The sequence below is a fragment of the Tateyamaria algicola genome, assembly GCF_047715485.1.
Lineage (GTDB): Bacteria > Pseudomonadota > Alphaproteobacteria > Rhodobacterales > Rhodobacteraceae > Tateyamaria.
Window position 1 is genome coordinate 1,495,001 of the sequence record NZ_CP180422.1, and the last position, 23,532, is coordinate 1,518,532.

Here is a 23,532-nt window from a genome sequence, read left to right on the forward strand (position 1 = left end):
CAGACACGATCCAGCGCCTGTACATCCAGCACGGCCCAAACCAGCAGATGCAGCGCGACATAAGTAAAGGCCAGCACACCCATGGTGCGGCGAAACTTGATCAGGTTCACCCCGGTGAACCGGCGCAAGGGCGTGATGCACAAACCGATGATCAGCAGTTGCAGGGCAATCTCGCCCAACTCGTGTTCCAGAGCCTTGATGGGTTCGCGCCCCAGGCCGCCGGTCATGCCCATATACAAGAGTACCGGGACCGGGATCAGGTATACTATATATACAGCCCATGTGGGGACCTTGCGGACCACCTGATTTATCCGGTCCACCAACATCAGTAGTTCGCGCGCAGGTCCATGCCATCATACAGGCTGGCGACTTCGGTTTCGTATCCGTTGAACATCAGGGTCGGCTGACGCTTGGCAAACAGTCCGCCACCGACGGCACGCTCGGTTGCCTGGCTCCAGCGCGGGTGATCCACCTCGGGGTTCACATTACTATAGAAACCATATTCACGGCCGTTCGCCTTGTTCCAGCTGGTGGGCGGTTCCTGATCCGTGACGGTGATGCGCACAATCGACTTGATCGACTTGAACCCGTACTTCCATGGCACCACCAGACGCATGGGCGCGCCGTTCTGGTTCGGGATCGGTTTGTCATAGATGCCCGTCGCCATGATCGTCAGCGGGTGCATCGCCTCGTCCAGGCGCAGACCTTCGACATAAGGCCAGTCCAAAACGGGGAAGCGGACACCGGGCATCTCGTCCGGACGCAGCGCGGTTTCAAAGGCGACATACTTGCCGCCCTCTTGCACGCCGGCGAGGTTCAGCAGATCGGCCAGCTCAAACCCGTTCCAGGGGATCACCATCGACCATGCCTCGACACAGCGGAACCGGTAGATGCGTTCCTCGATCGTCATCGCTTCCATGATCTGGGCCATGGAGTAATCGCCGGGATTGTCGACCATACCGTCGATGACCACGGTCCAGGGATCGGTGGTCAGCGTATGGGCGTTGCGGGCGGGATCGCCCTTGCCTGTGCCGAACTCGTAGTAGTTGTTGTATTGCGTGATGTCTTCGTAGCTGTTGGGCTCAAGTGGGATGGCCTGTGCCCGCGCCATACCCGCCGCTCCGACAAGGCCAAGACCCAACGCCCCGCCCATCAGCTGACGCCGGTTCAAGAACGCCTCGTAAGGCGTGGCATCAGCACGGGTCAGGTTGTTCTTCCAGCGGTGGGCCATTTGGGTCGTCTCCTACAGTTTCGATCACCTTGCCACATAGATGGGCGGCCGCGCCCGGCAAATGATCATCCCTCACGCGCTTGTCACCGGGTTGTAACTTGGGGCGATTTCGTTCAGCGGCAGCGACCGGCCATTGTCCTGCACGATACGGACGTGACGGCGGCGCATCTGGCGCGGCTCGGACACCCCTACGGAATGGGCAATGACCTCGACCTCATGGATCAGCTCGGTGGCATAGCGCGCGACCCGCTTTTCCTTGTCCTTCACGACCAGCCCCTTCTGGAACCGCTTGTTATGCGTGGTGATGCCGGTCGGGCACGTGTTCTTGTTGCATTTCAGGGCCTGAATGCAGCCCAGCGAAAACATGAAGCCGCGCGCGGAGGTGATAAAGTCGGCCCCTGCAGCCAAGGCCCAGGCCACGTCGCCGGGGTTCACCAGCTTGCCGCTGGCGACGATGCGGATCCGATCCTTCAGCCCCGCGCGGTCGCGCAAATCGACAACCGTGACCAACGCCTCGCGGATCGACATGCCCACGAGGTCAATAAGGGGCATGGGCGCAGCACCCGTACCCCCTCGCCGCCGTCCACTGTAATAAAGTCCGGCGCACAGTCGGGCCCACGCGTGTTGATCGTCTCGAACAGCTCGGCAATCGGGGCCTCTGCCCCGACGACCGTCTTGATGCCGACCGGCTTACCCGTCACGTCCCGAATGTGGCAGACAAGGTCCAGCAGATCACCCCAATCATCGACCTCATCGTGCCGGTTCGGGGATATGCCATCCTGGCCCACGTCCAGCCCCCGGATCTTGGCGATCTCGGGCGTGACCTTTGCGCCGGGTAGGATGCCGCCCTTGCCGGGCTTGGCGCCTTGGGCCAGCTTGATCTCGAACATGCGCACGGTCTCGTGCGCGGCCACTTCGCGCAGCTTGTCATCGCTCAGCTTGCCCGCCTTGTCGCGCACGCCGAACTTGGCCGTGCCGATCTGAAAGACAACATCACAGCCCCCTTCGAGGTGATAGGGGCTCAACCCGCCCTCGCCCGTGTTCATCCAGATGCCTGCCGCCTTGGCCCCCCGGCTGAGCGCACGCACAGCAGGTTTCGAAATCGCGCCATAGCTCATGCCGGAAATGTTGAAAAAAGACTGCGCTATATAAGGTGTCCGCGCGCCTGCCCCAAGCATCATCGGTTCAGTCTTGGCAAACTGACCCTCGAGCGGGGGAAAGGCGGCGTTCACGAATACCGGTGTGCCCACAACAGCAAGGTTGCGGGTGGAGCCAAAGGCGACCGTGTTGCTCTCTCCGTGCCCCGCCCGCTTGATCCACTCGCGCTGCGCACGGTTGAACGGCAACTCTTCGCGATCCATGGCAAAGAAGTATTGGCGAAAGAACTCGCCCAGGGTCGAGAACAGGCCCCGAAAGCGGCCGATGACCGGATAGTTGCGCCGGATCGCGTCATCCGTCTGCAAACGATCCGCGACAAACATGATGACCAGCACGGCGAACCCGGCACCAAGCACTAGCACGAAGGCAAAAACCATCACCTCCAGAACAGAACTCGCAAATTCCATGGCTCGCACTCCCTCTGGCGTCAGAATTCACTGTGCAAAGCATCCGGCAGGGACGCAAGGCAACAGCGGATTTTTGCCGCTTTAACAAAGTCGTGAGTGGAAATGGACAGCAGGCGCGGCTTAGGGCGCGCAACCTCTCGATCAAGCATATGTGGGAAAATATTCCACTGATCCAACCCGACATCCAGCGCGTTTCCCTTCCGATGCCGCAGGACGGACATCGTCAAACTTCGTAAAGGGAGACCACCAAATGATCCGCACGACACTTCTGGCCACAGCCACATCCATCGCCCTCGCCGCAACCGCATTCGCGGGCGCCAAGAAGGACATCGTCGACACGGCTGTCAGCGCCGGTTCGTTCGAAACACTTGTCGCCGCCGTGCAGGCCGCCGATCTTGTCGATACGCTGAAAGGCGACGGCCCTTTCACCGTCTTCGCCCCCACGGATGAGGCATTCGCCGCCCTGCCCGAAGGCACGGTCGAAACACTGCTGCTGCCCGAGAACAAGGACCAGTTGGTCGCCATCCTCACCTATCACGTGGTGCCCGGCAAAGTGATGTCGACCGACCTGACCGACGACATGGAGGCAACGACCGTTCAGGGTGAGGCCGTCACCATCGACCTCGACAACGGCGTGATGGTCGAGAACGCGACCGTGACCAGCGCAGACATCGAAACGTCCAACGGTGTGATTCACGTGATCGACACCGTGATTCTGCCCGGCGCCGACAGCTAAGCGCACATAACAAAAAACACGACGGGCCCGTATTGTCGCGGGCCCGTCAACGCCAAATTCTCCTTTTAATAGAATTTGCCATAAATCCGTCCCAATTCAGTCATTTTTCCGCCCGAACAAAAAATCCCGTGTTATCCGTACTCTCCGAAGCGGGCCTGCCAGCCTTGACGCTTCATGCGTGTATTTTCACGTAACGACCTGGGGAGAGTTTAAATGTCAACCGAATACAAAGAATCCATCGAGTTCCCATTCGGCCGCGACCGGCCCTACATTGAAACCTTCAACGACGGCAATCCGATCGACCTGGAAATCGGTGACACGATAACCGGCAATGTCGGCGTCCCCTATACTGTGGGGGCAGACTCGTCCGATTTCATCGACGTCAACGTGATCGCTGGTCTGAGTTACGTTTTCGAGATTGCGTTTACCAAGTCAGGCGCGCCCGTCACCGTGAGTGCAGGCGACGACACTGCAAGCGCGGAACTCGCGGACCCCGACGGCGACTACACCTTTACTCTGTCCTTCACCGCAGATGCGACCGGCATCGAACAGCTCGCCGCTTTCTCGGGGAAATCGACAAGCTACACCTTTACCCTCGTGCAAGTGATCTACCCCGATCCGTCCGAAGGCGACGACTATATCGTGGGCAACATGACGTCGGACCGTGTCGATTTGCTGGGCGGCAATGACACCTACATCGCCCTTGGCGGTTCGGACGTTGTGACCGGCGGCATGGGCAATGACAGCATTGACGGTGTCTGCGGCAATGACACGCTTGAAGGCAACGATGGCAACGACACCCTGCTGGGCGGCAACGGGCGCGACGTGATGTCGGGCGGCGCTGACCAGGACCTCCTCGATGGCGGCAATCAGGAAGACGCCCTCTTCGGCAACGCAGGCAACGACACCCTGATCGGCGACAAGGGCGACGATACGCTGGACGGCGGCGCGGGCGATGACGACATCTCCGGCGGCAAGGACAACGACAGCCTGATCGGCGGCACTGGCAAAGATATCTTCCGGTTCCGCAATGGCGAGGGGCAGGACACCATCGCCGACTTTACCCAGGGCGAAGACCTGATCGACATCGCGATGCTGGGTGTCTGGGACATCTCGCAACTGACGATCCAGGATCTCGGAAGCGGCGTGCGCATCAACACGGGCGGCGGCAACTATATCGAACTGACCGGGCTGAGTGCGGCCGACCTGACCAACGCCGATTTCATTCTCGACACCGCCCCCGTCATCACCACGACCGAGGGCGGCGATACCATCACCGGCACCGACGGCGCTGACAGCTATCTTGGCCTCGGCGGTTCGGATTCGCTGCGCGGCGAAGGCGGGCGTGACACGCTGGACGGCGGCGCGGGACGCGACACGATCATCGGCGGTGAAGGCAACGATCTGATCATGGGCGGTTCCGGCCGTGACATGATCACCGGCAGCGCCGGGCGTGACACGATCTATGGCGATGCCGATGGCGACAAGATCTACGGCGGCGGTGGGCGCGACTGGATCAATGGCGGCAACGACAATGATCGCCTCTATGGGAACGGCGGCAACGACACCCTGATCGGCGACAACGGCAACGACCAGCTCTGGGGTGGCAACCGCGACGATTTGTTGTTGGGCGGCGCTGGCAAGGACACGATGGACGGTGGAAATGGCGATGACACCCTCGAAGGTGGCTTCGGCGATGACAACCTGACCGGCGGTGCCGGGGCCGACGTGTTCTTTTTCCGCGACGACCGGACCCGCGATGACACCATCACCGATTTCACCATCGGCGAAGACGTGATCCGCATCGGGTTCTATGGGTTTACCGACATCACCGATCTGAACGTGGCGCAGGACGGTGCAAACACGGTGATCACGTTCAGCGATCGCGACAGCATCACGATTGAAAACGTGTTGGCGACAGACCTCGGCAATTCAGACTTCGACTTTATCTAGGCGTTCGCGACCTTGGCGATGAAAGGGGGCCGTTTGGCCCCTTTTCTTTGCGTCGGGTCACAACATTTTCTTTTTCAAACGCAATTGCGGCCAAAGCGGCCCAACTTTTCTGAAAATTTTCCCATTCGCTCCAGTATGCCGCCACAGTTCGACCTTAGCCCTCGGGTCACGGGGCAGTCGAGCAGTTCGACATTACCGCCCTGCATACAAAATCAATTCCTTGAAGGGCATGGAAAATGGCAATCATTAACGAAACATCTGACTCGGTCCTGAACGCATATGCGTCTGGCAGCTACAACATCACCGAGGGCGATGTTTTCAACGGCACGCTGTCACCCACCGATCATCAGGACGCGATCAACCTGACCGGTCTGACACCGGGTCAGGCATACACGATCTCCGTGACTGTTGCGGATACCGCAGGCACGCTTTCCCTCATTCTGGTCAACCATTCCGACTTCCACTCGCATGGCTTCAACTTCGTCGACGGTGTGCCACTGGAAACGACAGGTTTTGATCGCCACTTCGCATCCAGTACAGCCCCAGAGGTGGATGGCAACACGTTCAGCTTCACGTTCACTCCGGTGGCCGGAAAAACCGGCTTTGCATTTGCTCTGCAGACCGCAGATTTCGAAAGCTACAGCGTCACGTTCGAAGAGGCGGTCCTGGAAAACGTGGTCGACGGCACCACTGGGAACGACCAACTGAAAGGATCTGCGGAGATCGACATTCTTAACGGCGACGACGGCGACGATCACCTCGACGGTTACGGCGGCAACGACGTTCTGAACGGCGGTGCGGGCAAGGACAAACTGACAGCCGGTGAAGGCGACGACACCCTGAACGGTGGCGATGGCAACGACCTGCTCAAGGCCGGGATCGGCGACGATGAACTGAATGGCGGTGCCCGCAATGACCGTATGCTGGGCGAGGAAGGCAACGACACGCTCAACGGTGGGTCCGGCAATGACAAACTGTTTGGCGGTGCTGACAACGACGTGCTCGACGGCGGCAGCGGCAAGGACGTGATGTCCGGCGGCACGGGCGCAGACGTGTTCGTCTTTGGCAACGGGTCGCACAAGGACACCATCACCGACTTCGAAGACGGCGTGGATCTGCTGGACTTCAGCGCGGATGCCTCTGTCACATCCATGGCCGATCTGACGATCTCGCAGAACGGGGCGGACGTGCTGATCAACCACGGCGGCAGCGATGAGGTCACGTTGAAAAACGTCGACATTCTCGACATCGACGCGACAGACTTCCTGTTCTGATCCCCACACCCGACAATGGAAAAGGCCCGCATCACTGCGGGCCTTTTTTGTCTAGTGAACGACCGCGTCGTCTGGCCGTGGCCGGTTTGACGCGCTGAGCCGCCCGCCGATGACCAGCCCATCGGGCCCCGCAGACACCTCGACCGTTTCACCATCCTTGATATCACCAGCCAGCAACATCTCGGCCAAATGGTTCTGCAAGGCGCTCTGGATCACGCGCTTGAGCGGGCGGGCACCGAACACGGGGTCGTAGCCCTCGTCCGCCAGCCATTTGCGCGCATCATCATCCAGCGACAGCGTGATCTTGCGCGCCGCCAGACGTTTCAACAGGCGGGCCATCTGGATCGTGACGATGCCGTCCATATCCTCGCGCGCCAGACGGTCAAAGATGATCGTCTCATCCAGCCGGTTCAGGAACTCGGGCCGGAAATGCGCGCGCACCGCGTCCATCACATCACGCCGCGCGGCAGAGGCATCGGCACCATCGGGCAACTGGCTCAGCGCCTGTGCACCCAGGTTTGATGTCAGGATGATCAGCGTCTGCTTGAAATCGACCGTCCGCCCCTGACCATCGGTCAGCACACCATCATCCAGCACCTGCAACAGCACGTTGAACACATCCGGATGCGCCTTTTCGACCTCGTCGAACAGAACCACCTGATAGGGGCGACGGCGCACAGCCTCGGTCAGAACACCGCCCTCATCATAACCGACATAGCCCGGAGGGGCGCCGATCAGACGGGCAACCGCGTGTTTCTCCATGAACTCGGACATGTCGATACGGACCATCGCGCTGTCATCATCGAACAGGAATTCGGCCACGGCCTTGGTGAGCTCGGTCTTGCCTACGCCTGTGGGCCCGAGGAACAGGAACGAACCAAGCGGGCGGTTTTCGTCATTCAGACCGGCGCGGGCCCGGCGCACTGCATTGGCGACGGCCCGCACGGCGCTGTTCTGCCCAATCACACGGGCATGCAGCTGGTCTTCCATGCGCAGCAGCTTTTCGCGCTCACCTTCCAGCATCTTCGAGGTCGGGATACCCGTCCAGCGCTCGACCACGCTTGCGATCTGCTCGGGGCGCACGGCCTCGGCCACCATTGCATCGCTTTCCGCGCCTTCGGCCTCGCCCAGCTTGCGCTCGAGGTCCGGGATCACGCCGTAGGACAACTCCCCCGCCTTGGCGAGGTTGCCCTCGCGCTTGGCGATGTCGAGCGCCGCGCGTGCCTGATCCAGTTGTTCCTTGATGTCACGTGCCGAGGCCAGCTTGTCCCGCTCGCCCTGCCACTGGGCCGTCATCTCAGAACTGCGTTCCTGCAACTCGGCCAGATCTTTCTCCAGTGTCTCAAGACGATCTTTCGAAGCCTGGTCATCCTCTAGCCGCAGCGCCTCGACCTCGATCTGCATCTGCAGAATCTGTCGATCCAGCGCGTCCAATTCCTCGGGTTTGGAGTCCACCTCCATCCGCAACCGGCTTGCGGCCTCGTCCATCAGGTCGATCGCCTTGTCCGGCAGAAACCGATCCGTGATGTAGCGATGCGACAAGGTCGCGGCAGTGACCAAGGCACTGTCAGAGATGCGTACACCGTGGTGCAGCTCGTACTTCTCCTTGATGCCGCGCAGGATACTGATCGTGTCCTCGACGGTGGGTTCCTCGATCATCACGGGCTGGAAGCGACGGGCCAGCGCCGCGTCTTTCTCAACATATTTACGGTATTCATCCAGGGTCGTGGCCCCGACACAGTGCAACTCACCCCGCGCCAACGCGGGCTTGATCAAGTTCGCTGCATCCATCGCACCATCGGACTTCCCGGCGCCAACCAGCGTGTGCATCTCGTCAATAAACAGGATCACTTCGCCCGCGGCTTCGGTGACTTCGGTCAACACGGCTTTCAACCGCTCTTCGAACTCACCACGGTACTTGGCGCCGGCAATCAGCGCGCCCATGTCGAGGGCCAGCAGGCGTTTGTTGCGCAGGGATTCAGGCACGTCGCCATCGACGATGCGCAGCGCCAAGCCTTCGGCAATGGCAGTCTTACCCACGCCCGGTTCACCGATCAGAACAGGGTTGTTCTTGGTCCGGCGGCTCAGCACCTGCATGGCGCGGCGGATTTCCTCGTCGCGTCCGATGATCGGGTCGATCTTGCCTGCCTCCGCCCGCTCCGTCAGGTCCATCGCGTACTTTTTCAACGCGTCGTACCCTTCCTCAGCGCTCGCCGTGTCGGCGGTGCGGCCCTTGCGGATGTCATTGATGGCAGAATTCAGAGCCTGCGGGGAAACCTTGCCCGCCTCCAACGCGTCCTTGGCACCGGATTTGACCATGCCCAGCGCCATCAACAGCCGCTCGACCGGAACGAAACTGTCGCCCGCCTTCTTGGCCAGCGCTTCGGCCTCGGCCAGCACCTTTGCCGTGGCCTGATCCAGATAAACCTGTGCCGCGTCGCCCGTGACCTTGGATTGCTTGGCCAGCGTCTGGTCCACATGCGCCAATACGCGCCCCGGGTCGCCGCCCGCGCGCGTGATCAAATTCGCAGCCAAACCCTGATCGTCATCCATCAGGGCCTTCAGCAGATGTTCGGGGGTCAGCCGTTGGTGGCTTTCGCGTGTCGCGATCGTTTGCGCGGCCTGCACGAAACCGCGCGACCGTTCCGTGAACTTGCTCAAGTCCATGGGGTACTCTCCTCTTGCAGCGCCCGTGTGTGACACGCCCTCTCGGAGGCACGCGACTGTGTGGGCCTTTATGCTCAAAAGATGGGGAGGGTGCAGGCTGTTCTCAAGCCCAAGGCCGCATCATTTGCACCAATACAGACGCGCATTCAAACCATACCATTCCGTTGCAAACACGTCGAAATCAGACCCATTATCCTTGATATATCAACGGATTACGGCGGATTTTCGCCGAATTACAGCCGATACCGTATGCTGTGACCCGAAATCTGTTGGTCAAAATTTATCTAATTTTTTCAGATATTTAATCTCCTTACACCTGGCAAGCAGACCCCGACCGCACGCAGGCGTGAGGTCTCGTGACCCGATTTCCCCCTTCTTTTGCGGAACCAAGCGCCCATCTTGTTCGTTAATCGAGTAGACAAACTAAATGTAGGTGAATGAAATGCAGACTGTTCCGTTGCAACTGAGCGATGTGATCTACAACGCCGCCAACCAGTCTTTCGAAGCCCTCGTCACTGTCCATGACGCATCCGGTGCCCGCAGCTATGCCTGTGCCATCGACGCCCCGATCACAATGGAGTTCGAGGACGCCGCGCGCGGTCTGTCGACCCAGGCCTTGCGCCGCCACACACACGGCCATGCCGACTCGGTTCAGGCCCAGACACCCCCGGTCATTCAACGTGCAGGCCGCCTCGCCGGATTGCGGCGCCTCGCCTCCGGCCAGTTCCGCTCAGGCCAGCAGCACGCCGCCTGATCCCAGTTTCCTCGGCCCTTGGGTCCTTGCGCTCTTTCTGTCCCCCGCGCAATCGACACATGGCCGAGCTGCCAGAGACATGTGCCTGCCTGCAAAGTCTCTGATACCTCGCCCGGGTGCCTCGCGCATCCGGGCTTTTTCTTGCGTGGACTTTTGCCGCCCGATTGCCGTATCACGCGGTCACATCAAGCGGGGGCACTGAGATGGCAGATGACAGGCTGATCGTGGCAATGGATGTGCCCAACGCTATTGCGGGCCTCGAACTGGCAGAGCAACTGGGCGACACGGTTTCCTTCTATAAGATCGGGCTCGGCATGTTGACCGGGGGCGGGCTGGCGCTGGCCAACGAACTGAAACAGGAACATGGCAAGCGCATCTTCCTCGATATGAAGCTGTTCGACATCGGCGCGACGATCGAGGCTGCGGTGCGCGGGCTGGCGCAATTCGACCTCGACTTTCTGACTGTCCACGGTGATCCGCACGTGGTGCGCGCCGCCAAGGAAGGGGCCGCAGGCAGCACCCTCAAAATCCTCGCCGTCACGATCCTGACGTCACTGGACCGGGATGACCTGGATGATTGCCTGATCCAGACGGGCGACATCGGGGATCTGGTACAGGACCGCGCGGGCCGGGCCTTTGCCGCCGGGGCAGACGGTGTCATCGCCTCACCTCACGAGGCTGCGGCCATTCGTGCCCTGCCCGAAGCGCATGACCGGCTGATCGTTACCCCCGGTGTGCGCCCCGCGGGGGCCGATGTCGGCGATCAGAAACGCGTCGCAACCCCGGCAAACGCCATCGCAAACGGGGCCGACCATGTCGTTGTGGGTCGCCCGATCTGGCGGGCGCCACAGCCCCGCCATGCGGCAGCGGCCATCCTGACCGAGTTGTCCAGCCCCCAAGCCCACAGCCCAAACCGCTGAGAAGTCACGGAAAACGGCGACTCTCCTCAGGGATGTACACAGGCCGGCGGAAAGCCATTGACCTAACAACAAATTGTGCCATTCGCGCAACAGACCACCGTATATTGGCAGGTCAGGTTTTCCTTACTTAACGTCAACCCGTTTAGGTGGTACTACTAGGGTCAGGTGATACTCCCCGACGGACCGGCTCTTCCTGAGGTTCGTCACCTCCCCCGCTGCGCGCGGGGGGCCTTTCAGGTTAAAGCGCGCGAAAAATCCACCCCTGTCACACCCGCCAGATAGTCCCGCAAGCGCGGCTTGAACTGGGGTACGACCATGTCGTGTTGCAGGAACTGATCGACGCCCATCAACGTCCAACCCTGCCCTTCGTCGCCCAAAATGATCTCCCGTTCGATCTCTGGTGCGACATGGGCGGCAAAGAACCACGAGATGTCGCCGCTCGACGCGCCATAGTCGCGGCCCCAGATCACAAGGTCCGGCGCAATCGTCAGGGTCAGCTCTTCCTGGGTTTCGCGCAACACGCATTGGAGCGGCGTCTCGCCGGGCTCGCGCCCACCGCCGGGCAGGTCCCAGTGATCGGCCCATAGCAGCCCTGGCTTGTTATCGCGTTGCAGCGTCGCCAGCTTGTCCCCTACAAACAGGGCCAGCTTTGCCCCGATCACACGCCCTGCCATGTTCAAGCCTCTCTGCCTGCGTTACACTGGCAGACCTAGTCACAAAGCCTGCCCATGCCCAGTCTCTGCCGCGATTGCCTGACAGATTTCGACACTGCCCAGCGGTGCCCCGCCTGTGGCAGCCCCCGCATTGTCAGCCACCCCGAACTGTTCGATCTGTCCATTGCCCATATGGATTGCGATGCGTTCTATGCATCCGTCGAAAAACGCGATGATCCCAGCCTCGAAGGCAAGCCGGTGATCATCGGCGGCGGGCGGCGCGGCGTGGTGTCCACCGCCTGCTACGTGGCGCGGATCCGGGGTGTGCGCTCGGCCATGCCGATGTTTCAGGCCCTGAAACTGTGCCCCGATGCCGTGATCATCAAACCCCGCATGGACGCCTATGTCGAAGCGTCCCGCGCCATCCGCGCCATGATGGAAGAGATGACGCCCGCCATCGAACCCCTGTCGCTGGACGAGGCGTTCCTTGATCTGCGCGGCACCGCGCGCCTGCATGGCGCACCTCCCGCCGTCATGCTGGCCCGTCTGGTGCGGCGGATGCGGACGGAATTGGGGCTGACCGGGTCCATCGGCCTCAGCCACAACAAATTCCTCGCCAAGGTCGCCTCGGATCTCGAAAAGCCGCGCGGCTTTTCCGTGATCGGCGAGGCGGAGACGGGTGATTTTCTGCGCGACAAGCCGGTGCGCCTGATCTGGGGCATCGGACCGGCCGGGCAGGCATCGCTCGACAAGGTTGGCATTCGCACCTTTGCCGACCTGCTGCGCTGGGAGCGCACCGAACTTGTGGCGCGCTTTGGCTCCATGGGCGACAGGCTCTGGCACCTCGCGCGCGGGCAGGACCGCCGCCGCGTGTCGCGCGATGCGCCCATGAAGTCGATCAGCAACGAAACCACCTTTGGTGAAGACACCAGCGATCCCGACATTCTGGACGGGCATCTGTGGCGCATGGCCGAAAAGGTGGCGGACCGGGCCAAGGCCAAAGGCCTCGCAGGTCGTGTGGTCACGCTAAAGCTGAAGCGACACGATCACTCGTCACTCACCCGGCGTGTGTCTTTGCGCGATCCCGCCCAACTGGCCGACACGATCTATCGCACGGCACGCGGACTGTTTGATCAGGTCGGGGATGAAGGACCTTACCGCCTGCTCGGCTGCGGCATCAGCGATCTGTGCAGTGAAGAGGCGGCGGGCGCAGCGGGCGATCTTCTCGACCCCGGGGCGCACAAACGCGGACAGGCCGAGCGGGCCACGGATGCGATCCGCGACCGTTTTGGCAGCGATGCAATCGTCAAGGGGAGGGCGTTGCGCTAGGTCGGCCTATTCGGCCGCCAGCGGCACACGCATCTGACCGATCCGCGAAACTTCGGCAACCACATCGGCAAGGCGGGCGCGCACAGCGTCAAAGTCGCTGTTCGGACGGATCAGACGTTCATCCATGTAAAGCGAGCGATCAATCTCGACCTGCACGGCGTGCTGATTGCGCGAGGGACGGCCATAGGCTTGGGTCACATAGGCCCCCGCAAAAGGCGCATTGCGGGCCACGGCGAACCCGGCCGCGGCAAAAGCCGCCTCGACCTGATCCATGATCTCACCGCCCGCAGCAGCACCAAACCGGTCGCCAAGGACGACATTGGGGCGTGCCATGCCCCCCGTGCGACACCGTCCATCGCCTCGTGCGGCATCGAATGGCAATCGATCAGAACCGCTTGGCCATGGTTCTGATGCGCGCCGTCCAGCAGCTTTTGTAGCATCTGGTGATAGGGCCGCCAGTAAAGGTCAATCCGGCGCTCGGCCTCGCGCTGGGTGATCTTGCCGCGATAAATGACGCGACCATTGGCCACCACACGGGGTATCACGCCCAAACCGCTGGCGATGCGCGGGTTGTGCCCCTGACGGCGCACACCTTCGATCACTGCCGGGTCCAGTTCGTCCGCACTGCGGTTCAGATCGACAAAGGCGCGCGGCGCACCTGCGCGCAGCAGCGGGGCACCCATCTTGGGGGCCATATCAAACAGCTGATCGACAAAAGCATCCTCGGACGAGCGTATGGTCTTTTCATCCAGAACCGTCCGGCGCAGAAAACTCCACGGGTAGTCGCGCCCGGAATGGGGCGATGCGAACACCACACAACTGGTGCGCCGCTCGGGGTGCAGTACTTCATAGGCGACCTTGGGCATTCACGCTCCTCCACCTCCCAACATAGCCTATGAACCGACAAAGCCAAAAGCCCTTGATCCCGCTTCCGACTCCTTTTATAGCACCCCTCACCCGGCGCGGATTTCCGCGCCCACTTTTATTGTGGGCAGGCGATGCAAGCGGGGTAAAGTGGGCGATTAGCTCAGCGGTAGAGCACTTCGTTGACATCGAAGGGGTCACAAGTTCGATCCTTGTATCGCCCACCATCCTTTTCCGCCAACGGGCAAAGCGCCCCACGGCACCGACACCGGCATTCGTGCCAAAACGCAACCCGGCGCTGCTTCGCGCCATGAAACATGAGGAAGAAGCGCCATGAAGGTTCGCAACTCGCTCCGTTCGCTCAAAAACCGGCACCGTGACTGCCGCGTTGTGCGTCGCAAGGGCCGTGTGTACGTCATCAACAAGACGCAGCGCCGGTTCAAAGCGCGTCAGGGCTAAGCCCCCGACATCGCCAGAATGCCAAAAGGCCGCCCTTGATCGGGGCGGCCTTTTTCGTTGCGATGGCCCCTGATCAGAAGCCGATGAAGTAATCCGCCAGCGCCATGAACAGCGGGATGCTGAGGATTGCGACAGGCGTGCCAAGCCCCGTGGATGACCCGACATAGGCCGACGGGTTCGCCTCGGGCAGGGCCGCCCGCATCGTGGGTGGGCCAGAGATGTCGGAACTCGACGCCGCCATGATCGCCAACAACACGACGCCCCCAGCGGAAAAGCCCGTCAGCTCGTGCGCAATCAACCCGGCACCGAACCCAAGCGCCCCGTGTACCAGTGGCGCCGTCAGACCATAGACCAGATAGGCATGCGCCACGCCCCGCAGTTCGGACAGGCGCGACCACGCCTCCATCCCCATGATCAGCATCAGCACGGACAACAGCCCCCGAAACAGCGGCTCGTAAAAGCTGGCATAGACCGTCTCGGGCCGCGCAAAAAGGCCAAGCGCCAGACCCAACAGCAGGGCCGAGATCGCCGGGCTGCGCAGCGTGTCGACAAGGATTCCCTTGATCAGACCACCTTCGACCGCGCTTCCCATGCCGCCGCTGCCGCCGCCCATCGTCACCGTACCACCCACCTGCACCGCCGCCTTGCGGGCCGCTGCCAACCGGGCCAGCACAATGGCCGTGACCAGTGCGGCCACATCCATGAACGGGTACAGCGCGCCGATGAACCCTTCATAGGCAATGCCCTCGTCATCCAGCACCGCCATGCCCGCAGCAAGGGTCGAGGCCGACACCGCCCCGAACAGGCCCACGGTCGCCATGCCATCCATCTGCGACACGCCTTTCCACCGGCTGAGGGTGACCTTGCCCAGAACCACGATGCCGATCCCGATCGCCGCTGCAAACAGGGCCGGCACGGCAAGTTCCACGAAATTCGCCTCGCGCACCGAAATGCCGGCACCAATGCCCACCTTGAGCAGCAGCAAAATCACAATGAACTTGTAGACCGGTTCCGGCACTTCCAACTTGCTGCCCAACGCGGCCAGCATCATCCCCCCAATCAGAAAGGCGAGTGTCGGTTTCTGCATCTGGGTCAGTATCGTGGACGTGATGTCGATCAGGATATCCATGGCCATGCCCTCTTGGTTGTCACAAAGGGGAGGTAGACCAGCGCATATCAGATAAAAAATATATCTTTTTGCTCTATACGTTCTATTTATTAGAACTATGGATCAACTCAACTATCACCATCTGCGCTATTTCCGCGAGGTCGCACATGAGGGCAACCTCACCCGCACGGCCGAACGGTTGAACCTGTCGCAATCGGCGCTTTCCACCCAGATCCGCAGTCTTGAGGACCGCCTTGGCCATCCGCTCTTTGATCGTGTGGGGCGGCAACTGGTCCTGACCGAAGTCGGGCGCATCGCGCTTGACCACGCCGACCGCATCTTTGGCACCGGGCGCGAGTTGCTGGAAACGCTGAATCGCAGCAGCGATCAGACCCCGCCCTTGCGGGTCGGCGCGCTGTCGACCCTGTCCCGCAATTTTCAACTGCAATTCCTGCGCCCCGTTCTGCACCGGCCCGACCTTGATATCGTGCTGAAATCCGGCAGCGGGGATCGCCTGCTCACCGCGCTGTCGGCCCTCGCGCTGGATGTGGTGCTAACGACCGAAGCCCCACCAAGTGCCGCAGGCTCCGATTTCATCGCGCACCGGCTAGCAGAACAGACGGTCGCCCTGCATGGCACCCCTGATCGCATGCAGCACCGCACGCTCCACGATCTGCTGACGCACGAGCCGGTCATCGTGCCCACCGAAAGCTCGATCCGCACAGGGTTCAACAGCCTCACCGCCCGGCTGGGCATTCAGCCGCGCATCATCGCAGATGTGGACGATATGGCGATGGTGCGCCTGCTGGCGCGCGAGGGCGCAGGCCTTGCGCTGGCCCCGTCGGTCGTGTTGGCAGACGAGATCGCGAGCGGCACGCTCGTCACCGCACCTTTCGACCTCGACTTTGTCGAAAGCTTTTTCGCCGTCACCACCCGACGCACATTTCCGCACCCGATGCTCGAGGCTTTGCTGCACCCATAGGGGAAAACAGCACACGCCCCTGTCTGGATACGCACAGCCCACCCCCTTGCAGTGACGCGCAGGCACAATAGGTTCGAACGCAACGCTCACAGAAAGGCCCCCCACATGACCGATCCCACCTACACCCCGCCCGCCAAATGGACGTGGGAGGCCGAAAGCGGCGGCCGCTTCGCCTCGATCAACCGCCCCATCGCAGGGCCTACGGCGGACAAGGACCTGCCGGTGGGCAAGCACCCCTTCCAGCTGTATTCGCTGGCGACACCCAATGGCGTTAAAGTCACCATGTTGTTCGAGGAATTGCTGGCCGCAGGGATCACGGACGCCGAGTATGACGCCTGGCTGATCGACATCGGCGAAGGCAATCAATTTGGCTCGGGCTTTGTCGAGGCCAATCCGAATTCCAAGATCCCCGCCCTTGTCGACCGCTCTGGCGACACGCCCTTGCGCGTGTTCGAATCCGGTTCGATCCTGATCCACCTGGCGGAAAAGTTCGGGATGTTCCTGCCCGCTTCTGGCCCTGCCCGGACCGAAGTACTGAATTGGCTGATGTGGCAAATGGGGTCCGCCCCCTTCCTTGGCGGCGGCTTTGGCCACTTCTACGCCTACGCGCCCGAGAAGTACGAATACCCCATCAACCGCTACGCGATGGAAAGCAAACGCCAACTCGACGTGCTGGACCGCGAACTGGCGGACAAGCCCTTCATTGCAGGCGACGACTATTCCATAGCCGACATGGCGATCTGGCCCTGGTATGGGCAGCTCTGCCTCGGGCGGCTCTACTCGGCGGCCGAATTCCTCGACGTGGAAAGCTACACCAACGTCATGGCCTGGGCCAAGAAAATCGACGCCCGCCCCGCCACCTTGCGCGGGCGCATGGTCAACCGCGCCTTTGGCGAACCGGAATTGCAACTGCACAACCGCCACGGCGCCTCCGATTTCGACACGCAGACGCAGGACAAGATCGGCACGCCCGAGGAATAGACGGGTTTGGCGCAGGGCCTCCCCTGCGCCGCTGCCACAACCTGTCACGAGGGTGGCATAGGCCTTGGGGTGAACCAGCCCGAAAGGCCCCACATGTCCGTCCTCATCTCAGACCGCTTTACCGCGCAATCCGGCCATCTGATCACCGTGCAGGTGCCCGAAACCGATGCCCCAAGGCTGATCACGGCCATCACCACCGTCGATCCATTGGCCTATGGCGATTATGACAGCGTCACCTTTGCCAGCCAGCCCGGCACACAGAGCTTTCGTGCACTTGGCACCGGGCGCAACGCGGCAACCGCCGACGTGGTCACCGTCCCTTGTGTCGAGTTGTCCTTCTTCTGCGCAGGCGATCCCGGCCCGGTGATCAAGGCGATCTATGCCGCCCACCCGTATGAAGAACCAGTGATCTTTGCTTCTCCCACCGCGCGCACCCTGCACATTCGCGGGCTGGATGAGGACAACCCGAACAAGTTCTGGAACCGGCCCACACCCGACTGGGTGCCCGAGGAACACCGCTAGGGGCGACTTGCCAAAGGGTGTGCGCCCGCTACGTTTGGACAAATGCACATCCCCAAGAGGTCCTCCATGCGCACCCTTCTCGCCGCCGCCATCGCCCTGACGCCACTTGCCGCAGCGGCTGACCTGACCGTCACCTTTCGCGACGGCGCGCCCAAGGACCGCTTTACGCTGAGCTATGACGGGGCTTGCGCTCTGTCTGACCTGACCGTGCAAATCGACCTCGGCACAGCGCCCGCTGGTCTGATCTTTGACACGACAGGGGCCGGTGCCGGGGTCGAAGTCTTTCAACCGCTCGAATGGGTCACAGGCGTTGCACGCACCTCGGCTGTCACGGATGGCGATACGTCCCTGACCCTCGCGCTCGACACGCTGGCACCGGGCGAAACGCTGGCCTTCACCATCGACATCGACGACACGACAAGCACACGGCAGATCACCGTGGATGGATCGGAAATGGCGGGCGCAACGCTGCGGGTCGACGGGGCTGCGGCCCTGTTTGACGCCACCGGCACGGCGCGCGCCGCAACCGTCGCCTGCACGTCATAAGGTAGCCTACCTGCGCCCCACCTGACGGCAAATCAGGATCACGGGCAGCAGACCAACGGCGACGATCACGAGGCTGGGCACTGCCGCCCCGTCCAACCGCTCGTCCGAAGCCAACCGATAGGCCTGCACCGCAAGCGTGTCATAGTTGAACGGGCGCATGATCAGCGTTGCGGGCAATTCCTTCATCACATCGACAAAGACGATCAAAAGGGCCGTCAGCAGGCTGGGCGTCAGGATCGGCAGATGCACCCGGCGCAAGGTCGCAAAAGGCCCCTTGCCCAGCGACCGGCTTGCGGCATCCATATTGGCATGGACCAGCGCCTGCCCCCCTCATAGGCCCCCAGCGCCGCCGCCAGAAACCGCACCATGTAAGCAAAGACCAGCAACCAGATCGACCCCGTGATCAGCAGGCCGGTCGAGATGTCGAAGGTCGCGCGCATCCACGCATCCAGCGCATTGTCAAAGGCGGCAAAGGGGACAAGCAGGCCCACCGCAATCACACCGCCCGGCACCGCATAGCCCAGGCGCGCCGCATAGGCCGCCGTGCCCGAGGCGCGCCCCGGCTGCGTGCGCTGGAAATACCCCAGAAGGATCGCCGCCCCCAGGGTCAGCAACGCCGCCGTCGATGCCAGCACCAGTGAGTTGCGGATAAAGCCAAGGTAGCGCGGGCTGAGCAAATCCTGCTCGGATCCGATGCCAAGCGCTAGGAGAGACACCACAGGCACAACCGCGCCAAACAACACGGGCATACCGCACAGGACAATCGCAACACCCGCCTGCCACCCGGTCAACGTCAGTGGCGGGTGGTGTTTCTGCCCCCTGCTCGGATCGTGATAGCGCGCCTGCCCCCGCTGCATCCGCTCGAGCATGGCAAGCATCAGGGCAAAGCCCAGAAGGCACAGCGCCAGTTGCGCCGCGCCAGCCCGGTCAGCCAGAGAGAACCAGCTGGTGTAAATGCCGGTGGCAAAGGTCTGCACGCCAAAATAGGCCACGGTGCCGAAATCGGCGATGGTCTCCATCACCGCCAGCAACACACCGGCGGCAATTGCCGGGCGCGCAAGGGGCAGGCTGACCCGCCAAAAGGCGGACAGGGGGCGCGACCCCAATGCACGGGCGGCCATGAAGGTCGATCCACTTTGCTGCAGGAACGAGGCGCGGGCCAGAAGGTAGACATAAGGGTAAAGCACCAGAACCAGCATCAGTGCCGCACCGCCCAGGGACCGGATCTCGGGGAACCAGTAGTCGCGAGGCCCCCAGCCCATCAGGGCGCGCAGACTGCTTTGCACGATGCCCGGATGGTCCAGCACGTGGGTATAGGCATAGGCCAGCACATAGGCCGGAAAGGCCAGCGGCAGCACCAACACGATTTCAAAGAACCGCACGCCGGGAAAACGGGTCATGGTAACCAGCCAAGCGGCACCAACCCCGATGGCGAAGGTGCCCAGCGATACCAGCATCACAAGCAAACCGGTATTGGCCACGTAGCGGCCAAGCACCGTGCTGGCCAGATGCACGATCGTGTCCGTGCCCCCCGACAGTGCCGCGATGGCGACGGCCAGCATCGGCAGCAGGCAGATGCCCGCCACAAACCACGCGGACCACGACAGGGCGCGCGGACCGGTCCGGGACGACGGCGATGACAGGCTGGCAAAGGTCAAACGGGCACTCGCGGCTAGGGTTTTGCCCTTATCTTACGTTTTCACTCGGGCTTCCACCCTCTTCGGGCATCTGGCCATAGGCCAATGCGCGTAGGCCGGGGCGCATGTCGTCCCCTGTCCCCACCAGCGTCTCCAGCAACGCATCCACCCGGTCATGCTCGTCCCGCCACGCGGGCACAGCGGCCACCAACACGTCCCGGCCCGCATCGGTCAGGGTCAGGCGGCGATTGCGCCTGTCCTTGGGGTCAGGCACCACACGCACCCACCCTCGTTTTTCCAGCGTCTTGATGTTGGCCGTCATCGTGGTGCGGTCCATCGCCAGAAACTGCGCGACCTCTCCCAGCTTGGGTTGATCGGGCCGGTTCAGGGCCATCATCAGCGAATACTGCCCGTGGGTCAGACCATAGGGGCGCAACACCTCGTCAAACCGGCGCGCCATGCTGCGCGCGGCCCTGTGCAGATGCAGGCACAAGCACCTGTCGCGGACCTCATGTGTGGTGGAAAGCGGCAGGTCATCTCTCATGATTTCAAAATATGTTGACCTCAACGTATTTGTCAATCACGCTGATGCCCGAACCCGCACCGATTCCCAACTGAACGAGGGTCCACATGACCGAAGTGCGCACCTGCCTCTGGTTTGACGACAATGCCGAAGCGGCGGTGACGCTCTACACCCGCCTTGTGCCCAACAGCCGGATCGAACGGATCGACCGACGCGCGCCTGATGCGCCAGCGACGCTGATCTTTTTCACCCTTGGCGGCACACCCTACTCTGCGCTTCAAGCAGGCCCCGATCAGACACATAGCCCCGCGGCATCCATCGCCGTCACTCTGCCGCAAGCAGAGGCCGACGCGCTTTACGACGCGCTGCTGAAGGCTGGCGGATCAGAGGTACAATGCGGCTGGGTCACCGACCCGTTCGGCGTCAGCTGGCAAATCATCCCCGAAGGGTTCATCGACCGCCTCTTTGGCAACGGCGCCGACACGAATACACGCGCCTTCGACGCCATGATCCAGATGAAGCGGCTTGACCTGGCCGCACTCGACGCAGCCATCGCTGCCTGAACGACCAAAGGAGACCACGCTATGCCCTATGTCGATATGTTCGCCGCCCCCGTCACACCAGACAAAAAGGACGCCTTCATCGCCTTTTCCAAAATCGCGCACGAGGTCATCATGGAATGCGGCGCACTCTCCGTGCTCGATGCGTGGGACGACGACGTGCCCGAGGGCGAGGTGACCTCGTTCCGCAAGGACGTGAATGCGGACAAGGGCGAAGTCGTGACCGCAGGCTGGATCATCTGGCCCGACCGCGCGACGCGCGATGCAGGCTTTGAAAAGATGATGACCGATCCGCGCATGAACAACGATGCAAACCCCATGCCCTTCGATGGCAAGCGGATGATCTTTGCCGGGTTCAACCCAGTGGTCGAAACCCCTTAGTCGTAGCTGCGCTGGTCCTCGATCACGAGGCCATCACGCGGCAGGCTGCCGGGGGGGACCACCTCGACCGTGCCCTTCAGCTTGAGGGTAGAGACGATGCTGTCGGCATAGGCTGCGTTGTCTCCGCCCGCACTCTCCAACTGCACCAGCATCGCGTCCTGCTGCCCGTCGCGGCGGGCGATGACACGGGCGCGGGTCACCTCGTCATGTTTGGCGACCAATGCGGCAACCTGTTCGGGGCGCACGAACATGCCCTTGATCTTGGTCGTCTGATCGGCGCGGCCCATCCATCCCTTGATGCGCATATTGGTGCGCCCGCAGGGGCTATGGCCCGGCAGCACTGCACTCATATCACCCGTGGCAAAGCGGATCAGCGGATAATCCGGGTTCAGCGAGGTCACGACAACCTCGCCCACCTCGCCGGGCGCCACGGGATCGCCCGTGCCCGGCGTCACGATCTCGACCACCACGCCCTCATCCACGACCATGCCTTCCAGGCTCGGCGTCTCATAGGCGATGTTGCCCAGATCGGCGGTAGCATAGGACTGCATGCAGGTGATCCCGCGATCCGCATATTCTTGGCGCAGCGACGGAAACAGCGCCCCACCGCCCACCGCCGCCTTGGAGAATTTGAGGGTCACGCCCATCTCGTCCGCCTTGTCGAGGATGACCTTCAGGTAATCCGGCGTGCCCGCATAGGCCGTGGTGCCGATGTCGCGGGCAGCTGTCACCTGCAACTCGGTCTGGCCGGTACCCGCAGGCAGCACCGCCGCACCCACGGCGCGCGCACCACTCTCAAAAATCATGCCCGCAGGGGTCAGATGATAGCCAAAGCAGTTCTGAACGATGTCATCCGCACCGATCCCCACCGCATGCAGGAACCGGCCCATGCGCCACCAGTCGTGGGAAACACCGCCGGGTTCATAAATCGGCCCCGGCGATTGGAACACATGGGCGACATTGCTGACAGGCATACCGCCAAAGGGCGGCTTGTCCGCCTGCCACTTGGCCAGCTCGGATTTGCGCAGCACCGGCAAGTGGCGCAGATCGTCGAGATAGGTCAACTTGCCAATATCCGGCAGACAAGTGTCATCGGCCCCGGCCACACGGGCCAACTGGGCATTCACCGCCTCCAGCTGCGCGGCATGGCGCGCGTCACTGGATCGCGTCTCAAGTTCGTCGAAATACACTTTGCCCAACATCGCTCACACCGCCCTGATCTGTTGCGGACCCTTAACATCGAGGCGTTCGATCTCGCCCCGCACTTCCAATTCCAGCTTTACCGTCACCACGTGCCAGCCCAGCTTGCCGAGGTTGGCCAATGTTTCTTCATCCAGCCGCGCGCCCACCGCCGCGTTCAGATCCTTGTAGAGGATCGGGCCATCGGCCAGCGCCCCCAGAATGGCCGATCGCACCGCCTCGAACTTCCACGCAGGGATGTTCGTCACACCGTCGCGCCCTTCGGCGGGGGTGCGGCAGGCGACCCGCTCCATCTCAGTTCGCAAGCTCGGTCAGCGGCACGCCCTTGCGCACCACATGCGTGGTGATCGCGACCATCGGGCCATCCCCCACATTGGTCAGACCGCCATGCACTTGTCCTTCGGGGAAAAACAGCGGTGTGCCGACCGCAAACTCCACGATGTTGCCATTGGGCGCTTCGGCCTTGGCCGGGGTGATCACAACTGCATGCTCGTCACCGGGATGGGTGTGCAGCGGGATCGTCGCGCCCACAGGCACGGACAGGCGGGTGACAATCACCTCCATCGTCTCTGAACCGGGCACCGCTGTACGCCGGATTTCCTCGCGCGCGATCTCCTGCGCCCAGACAGCGCCCGCGCTCAACAGCACCAAAACAGACGTCACAATCATCTTCATCGCATTCACTCC

Annotated in this window: 22 protein-coding genes, 1 tRNA gene and 3 pseudogenes (1 of these 26 running past the window's edge); 14 read left to right on the forward strand and 12 right to left on the reverse strand. The window is 62.0% G+C overall.

Annotation, left to right across the window (positions count from 1 at the left end):
* From msrQ to ACMHLQ_RS09750, 3 genes and pseudogenes are all read right to left on the reverse strand, one after another.
* Positions 1-326 carry the 5' portion of a protein-methionine-sulfoxide reductase heme-binding subunit MsrQ gene (gene msrQ, locus ACMHLQ_RS09740; RefSeq protein ID WP_415404582.1) on the reverse strand. It extends 277 nt beyond the left edge of the window, so only the first 326 of its 603 coding nucleotides appear in the window; it begins with the start codon at positions 324-326; the stop codon falls past the left edge of the window.
* Positions 326-1,231, reverse strand: coding sequence for a protein-methionine-sulfoxide reductase catalytic subunit MsrP (msrP, locus tag ACMHLQ_RS09745; RefSeq protein ID WP_415404583.1), 906 nt, complete (start codon positions 1,229-1,231; stop codon positions 326-328). The genes msrQ and msrP overlap by 1 nt, the downstream gene beginning before the upstream one ends.
* 72 nt (positions 1,232-1,303) lie before the next feature.
* Positions 1,304-2,796 (reverse strand): annotated as a pseudogene (locus ACMHLQ_RS09750) (FMN-binding glutamate synthase family protein).
* Positions 2,797-3,046: 250 nt separating this feature from the next.
* Between ACMHLQ_RS09750 and ACMHLQ_RS09755 the strand changes: the two are divergent.
* The 3 genes from ACMHLQ_RS09755 (at position 3,047) to ACMHLQ_RS09765 (ending at position 6,759) form a co-directional block, all read left to right on the forward strand.
* Positions 3,047-3,532 carry a fasciclin domain-containing protein gene (locus ACMHLQ_RS09755; RefSeq protein WP_415404584.1) on the forward strand — a complete coding sequence of 162 codons (486 nt, stop codon included), beginning with the start codon at positions 3,047-3,049 and terminating at the stop codon, positions 3,530-3,532.
* A 213-nt stretch (positions 3,533-3,745) separates the two neighbouring features.
* Entirely contained in the window at positions 3,746-5,485 is a 1,740-nt protein-coding gene (locus ACMHLQ_RS09760; RefSeq protein WP_415404585.1) for a calcium-binding protein, read from the forward strand.
* A 236-nt stretch (positions 5,486-5,721) separates the two neighbouring features.
* The gene (locus ACMHLQ_RS09765; RefSeq protein ID WP_415404586.1) at positions 5,722-6,759 is read left to right on the forward strand and encodes a calcium-binding protein; all 1,038 of its coding nucleotides are present in this window, start codon (positions 5,722-5,724) and stop codon (positions 6,757-6,759) included.
* Positions 6,760-6,810: 51 nt separating this feature from the next.
* Here the strand turns inward: ACMHLQ_RS09765 and clpB are convergent, their stop codons facing one another.
* The gene (gene clpB / locus ACMHLQ_RS09770; protein WP_415404587.1) at positions 6,811-9,426 is read right to left on the reverse strand and encodes an ATP-dependent chaperone ClpB; all 2,616 of its coding nucleotides are present in this window, start codon (positions 9,424-9,426) and stop codon (positions 6,811-6,813) included.
* Between the two features lie 442 nt (positions 9,427-9,868).
* On the opposite strand from clpB, the gene ACMHLQ_RS09775 reads away from it, so the two are divergent.
* Both ACMHLQ_RS09775 and pyrF read left to right on the forward strand, forming a co-directional pair.
* The gene (locus ACMHLQ_RS09775; protein ID WP_415404588.1) at positions 9,869-10,180 is read left to right on the forward strand and encodes an orotidine 5-phosphate decarboxylase; all 312 of its coding nucleotides are present in this window, start codon (positions 9,869-9,871) and stop codon (positions 10,178-10,180) included.
* Between the two features lie 203 nt (positions 10,181-10,383).
* On the forward strand, positions 10,384-11,100 hold the full coding sequence (gene pyrF, locus ACMHLQ_RS09780; RefSeq protein ID WP_415404589.1) for an orotidine-5'-phosphate decarboxylase: 717 nt from the start codon (positions 10,384-10,386) through the stop codon (positions 11,098-11,100).
* 233 nt (positions 11,101-11,333) lie between these two features.
* On the opposite strand, the gene ACMHLQ_RS09785 is transcribed toward pyrF, so the two are convergent.
* Positions 11,334-11,774 (reverse strand): NUDIX hydrolase, encoded by a 441-nt coding sequence (locus ACMHLQ_RS09785; protein WP_415404590.1) that lies wholly within the window; start codon positions 11,772-11,774, stop codon positions 11,334-11,336.
* A 54-nt stretch (positions 11,775-11,828) separates the two neighbouring features.
* Between ACMHLQ_RS09785 and ACMHLQ_RS09790 the strand changes: the two genes are divergently transcribed.
* The gene (locus tag ACMHLQ_RS09790) at positions 11,829-13,082 is read left to right on the forward strand and encodes a DNA polymerase IV (RefSeq protein WP_415404591.1); all 1,254 of its coding nucleotides are present in this window, start codon (positions 11,829-11,831) and stop codon (positions 13,080-13,082) included.
* A gap of 6 nt (positions 13,083-13,088) precedes the next feature.
* On the opposite strand, the pseudogene ACMHLQ_RS09795 reads toward ACMHLQ_RS09790, so the two are convergent.
* Positions 13,089-13,948 (reverse strand): annotated as a pseudogene (locus tag ACMHLQ_RS09795) (N-formylglutamate amidohydrolase).
* Positions 13,949-14,098: 150 nt separating this feature from the next.
* Between ACMHLQ_RS09795 and ACMHLQ_RS09800 the strand changes: the two are divergent.
* Both ACMHLQ_RS09800 and ykgO read left to right on the forward strand, forming a co-directional pair.
* A tRNA-Val gene (locus ACMHLQ_RS09800) sits at positions 14,099-14,173 on the forward strand.
* Positions 14,174-14,279: 106 nt separating this feature from the next.
* Positions 14,280-14,405, forward strand: coding sequence for a type B 50S ribosomal protein L36 (gene ykgO, locus ACMHLQ_RS09805; protein ID WP_005850168.1), 126 nt, complete (start codon positions 14,280-14,282; stop codon positions 14,403-14,405).
* 73 nt (positions 14,406-14,478) lie between these two features.
* On the opposite strand, the gene ACMHLQ_RS09810 is transcribed toward ykgO, so the two are convergent.
* On the reverse strand, positions 14,479-15,534 hold the full coding sequence (locus tag ACMHLQ_RS09810; protein ID WP_415404592.1) for a sodium-dependent bicarbonate transport family permease: 1,056 nt from the start codon (positions 15,532-15,534) through the stop codon (positions 14,479-14,481).
* 97 nt (positions 15,535-15,631) lie between these two features.
* Between ACMHLQ_RS09810 and ACMHLQ_RS09815 the strand changes: the two genes are divergently transcribed.
* From ACMHLQ_RS09815 to ACMHLQ_RS09830, 4 genes are all read left to right on the forward strand, one after another.
* A complete protein-coding gene (locus ACMHLQ_RS09815; protein WP_415404593.1) occupies positions 15,632-16,495 on the forward strand; it encodes a LysR family transcriptional regulator in 864 nt (287 codons plus the stop codon).
* Positions 16,496-16,600: 105 nt separating this feature from the next.
* Entirely contained in the window at positions 16,601-17,476 is an 876-nt protein-coding gene (yghU, locus tag ACMHLQ_RS09820; RefSeq protein WP_415404594.1) for a glutathione-dependent disulfide-bond oxidoreductase, read from the forward strand.
* A gap of 93 nt (positions 17,477-17,569) precedes the next feature.
* On the forward strand, positions 17,570-17,998 hold the full coding sequence (locus ACMHLQ_RS09825) for a hypothetical protein (protein WP_415404595.1): 429 nt from the start codon (positions 17,570-17,572) through the stop codon (positions 17,996-17,998).
* Between the two features lie 66 nt (positions 17,999-18,064).
* Positions 18,065-18,544 carry an aggregation factor core gene (locus ACMHLQ_RS09830; RefSeq protein WP_415404596.1) on the forward strand — a complete coding sequence of 160 codons (480 nt, stop codon included), beginning with the start codon at positions 18,065-18,067 and terminating at the stop codon, positions 18,542-18,544.
* 6 nt (positions 18,545-18,550) lie between these two features.
* On the opposite strand, the pseudogene ACMHLQ_RS09835 reads toward ACMHLQ_RS09830, so the two are convergent.
* Positions 18,551-20,106: pseudogene (locus tag ACMHLQ_RS09835) on the reverse strand (ABC transporter permease).
* Between the two features lie 124 nt (positions 20,107-20,230).
* On the reverse strand, positions 20,231-20,725 hold the full coding sequence (locus ACMHLQ_RS09840; RefSeq protein ID WP_415404597.1) for a MarR family winged helix-turn-helix transcriptional regulator: 495 nt from the start codon (positions 20,723-20,725) through the stop codon (positions 20,231-20,233).
* Between the two features lie 86 nt (positions 20,726-20,811).
* Here ACMHLQ_RS09840 and ACMHLQ_RS09845 point away from each other — a divergent pair, with 86 nt between their 5' ends.
* Both ACMHLQ_RS09845 and ACMHLQ_RS09850 read left to right on the forward strand, forming a co-directional pair.
* Positions 20,812-21,267, forward strand: coding sequence for a VOC family protein (locus ACMHLQ_RS09845; RefSeq protein ID WP_415404599.1), 456 nt, complete (start codon positions 20,812-20,814; stop codon positions 21,265-21,267).
* 21 nt (positions 21,268-21,288) lie between these two features.
* A complete protein-coding gene (locus ACMHLQ_RS09850; RefSeq protein WP_415404600.1) occupies positions 21,289-21,645 on the forward strand; it encodes a DUF1428 domain-containing protein in 357 nt (118 codons plus the stop codon).
* Here ACMHLQ_RS09850 and ACMHLQ_RS09855 read toward each other — a convergent pair.
* The 3 genes from ACMHLQ_RS09855 to ACMHLQ_RS09865 are packed head-to-tail and all read right to left on the reverse strand — an operon-like array spanning position 21,642 to position 23,520.
* Entirely contained in the window at positions 21,642-22,847 is a 1,206-nt protein-coding gene (locus tag ACMHLQ_RS09855; protein WP_415404601.1) for a phenylacetate--CoA ligase family protein, read from the reverse strand. The genes ACMHLQ_RS09850 and ACMHLQ_RS09855 overlap by 4 nt on opposite strands.
* Positions 22,848-22,850: 3 nt before the next feature.
* Positions 22,851-23,138, reverse strand: coding sequence for a DUF6958 family protein (locus ACMHLQ_RS09860; protein ID WP_415404602.1), 288 nt, complete (start codon positions 23,136-23,138; stop codon positions 22,851-22,853).
* A 1-nt stretch (position 23,139) separates the two neighbouring features.
* The gene (locus ACMHLQ_RS09865) at positions 23,140-23,520 is read right to left on the reverse strand and encodes a hypothetical protein (protein WP_415404603.1); all 381 of its coding nucleotides are present in this window, start codon (positions 23,518-23,520) and stop codon (positions 23,140-23,142) included.
* Positions 23,521-23,532: the final 12 nt, after the last annotated feature.

Coding starts and splice junctions, on each gene's coding strand:
- msrP (WP_415404583.1), bottom strand. CDS start 1,231: ATGGCCCACCGCTGGAAGAACAACCTGACCCGTGCTGATGCCACGCCT.
- ACMHLQ_RS09825 (WP_415404595.1), top strand. CDS start 17,570: ATGTCCGTCCTCATCTCAGACCGCTTTACCGCGCAATCCGGCCATCTG.
- ACMHLQ_RS09810 (WP_415404592.1), bottom strand. CDS start 15,534: ATGGATATCCTGATCGACATCACGTCCACGATACTGACCCAGATGCAG.
- pyrF (WP_415404589.1), top strand. CDS start 10,384: ATGGCAGATGACAGGCTGATCGTGGCAATGGATGTGCCCAACGCTATT.
- ykgO (WP_005850168.1), top strand. CDS start 14,280: ATGAAGGTTCGCAACTCGCTCCGTTCGCTCAAAAACCGGCACCGTGAC.
- ACMHLQ_RS09760 (WP_415404585.1), top strand. CDS start 3,746: ATGTCAACCGAATACAAAGAATCCATCGAGTTCCCATTCGGCCGCGAC.
- ACMHLQ_RS09840 (WP_415404597.1), bottom strand. CDS start 20,725: ATGAGAGATGACCTGCCGCTTTCCACCACACATGAGGTCCGCGACAGG.
- ACMHLQ_RS09815 (WP_415404593.1), top strand. CDS start 15,632: ATGGATCAACTCAACTATCACCATCTGCGCTATTTCCGCGAGGTCGCA.
- ACMHLQ_RS09850 (WP_415404600.1), top strand. CDS start 21,289: ATGCCCTATGTCGATATGTTCGCCGCCCCCGTCACACCAGACAAAAAG.
- ACMHLQ_RS09845 (WP_415404599.1), top strand. CDS start 20,812: ATGACCGAAGTGCGCACCTGCCTCTGGTTTGACGACAATGCCGAAGCG.
- clpB (WP_415404587.1), bottom strand. CDS start 9,426: ATGGACTTGAGCAAGTTCACGGAACGGTCGCGCGGTTTCGTGCAGGCC.
- ACMHLQ_RS09775 (WP_415404588.1), top strand. CDS start 9,869: ATGCAGACTGTTCCGTTGCAACTGAGCGATGTGATCTACAACGCCGCC.
- ACMHLQ_RS09785 (WP_415404590.1), bottom strand. CDS start 11,774: ATGGCAGGGCGTGTGATCGGGGCAAAGCTGGCCCTGTTTGTAGGGGAC.
- ACMHLQ_RS09765 (WP_415404586.1), top strand. CDS start 5,722: ATGGCAATCATTAACGAAACATCTGACTCGGTCCTGAACGCATATGCG.
- yghU (WP_415404594.1), top strand. CDS start 16,601: ATGACCGATCCCACCTACACCCCGCCCGCCAAATGGACGTGGGAGGCC.
- ACMHLQ_RS09755 (WP_415404584.1), top strand. CDS start 3,047: ATGATCCGCACGACACTTCTGGCCACAGCCACATCCATCGCCCTCGCC.
- ACMHLQ_RS09860 (WP_415404602.1), bottom strand. CDS start 23,138: ATGGAGCGGGTCGCCTGCCGCACCCCCGCCGAAGGGCGCGACGGTGTG.
- ACMHLQ_RS09855 (WP_415404601.1), bottom strand. CDS start 22,847: ATGTTGGGCAAAGTGTATTTCGACGAACTTGAGACGCGATCCAGTGAC.
- ACMHLQ_RS09865 (WP_415404603.1), bottom strand. CDS start 23,520: ATGAAGATGATTGTGACGTCTGTTTTGGTGCTGTTGAGCGCGGGCGCT.
- ACMHLQ_RS09830 (WP_415404596.1), top strand. CDS start 18,065: ATGCGCACCCTTCTCGCCGCCGCCATCGCCCTGACGCCACTTGCCGCA.
- ACMHLQ_RS09790 (WP_415404591.1), top strand. CDS start 11,829: ATGCCCAGTCTCTGCCGCGATTGCCTGACAGATTTCGACACTGCCCAG.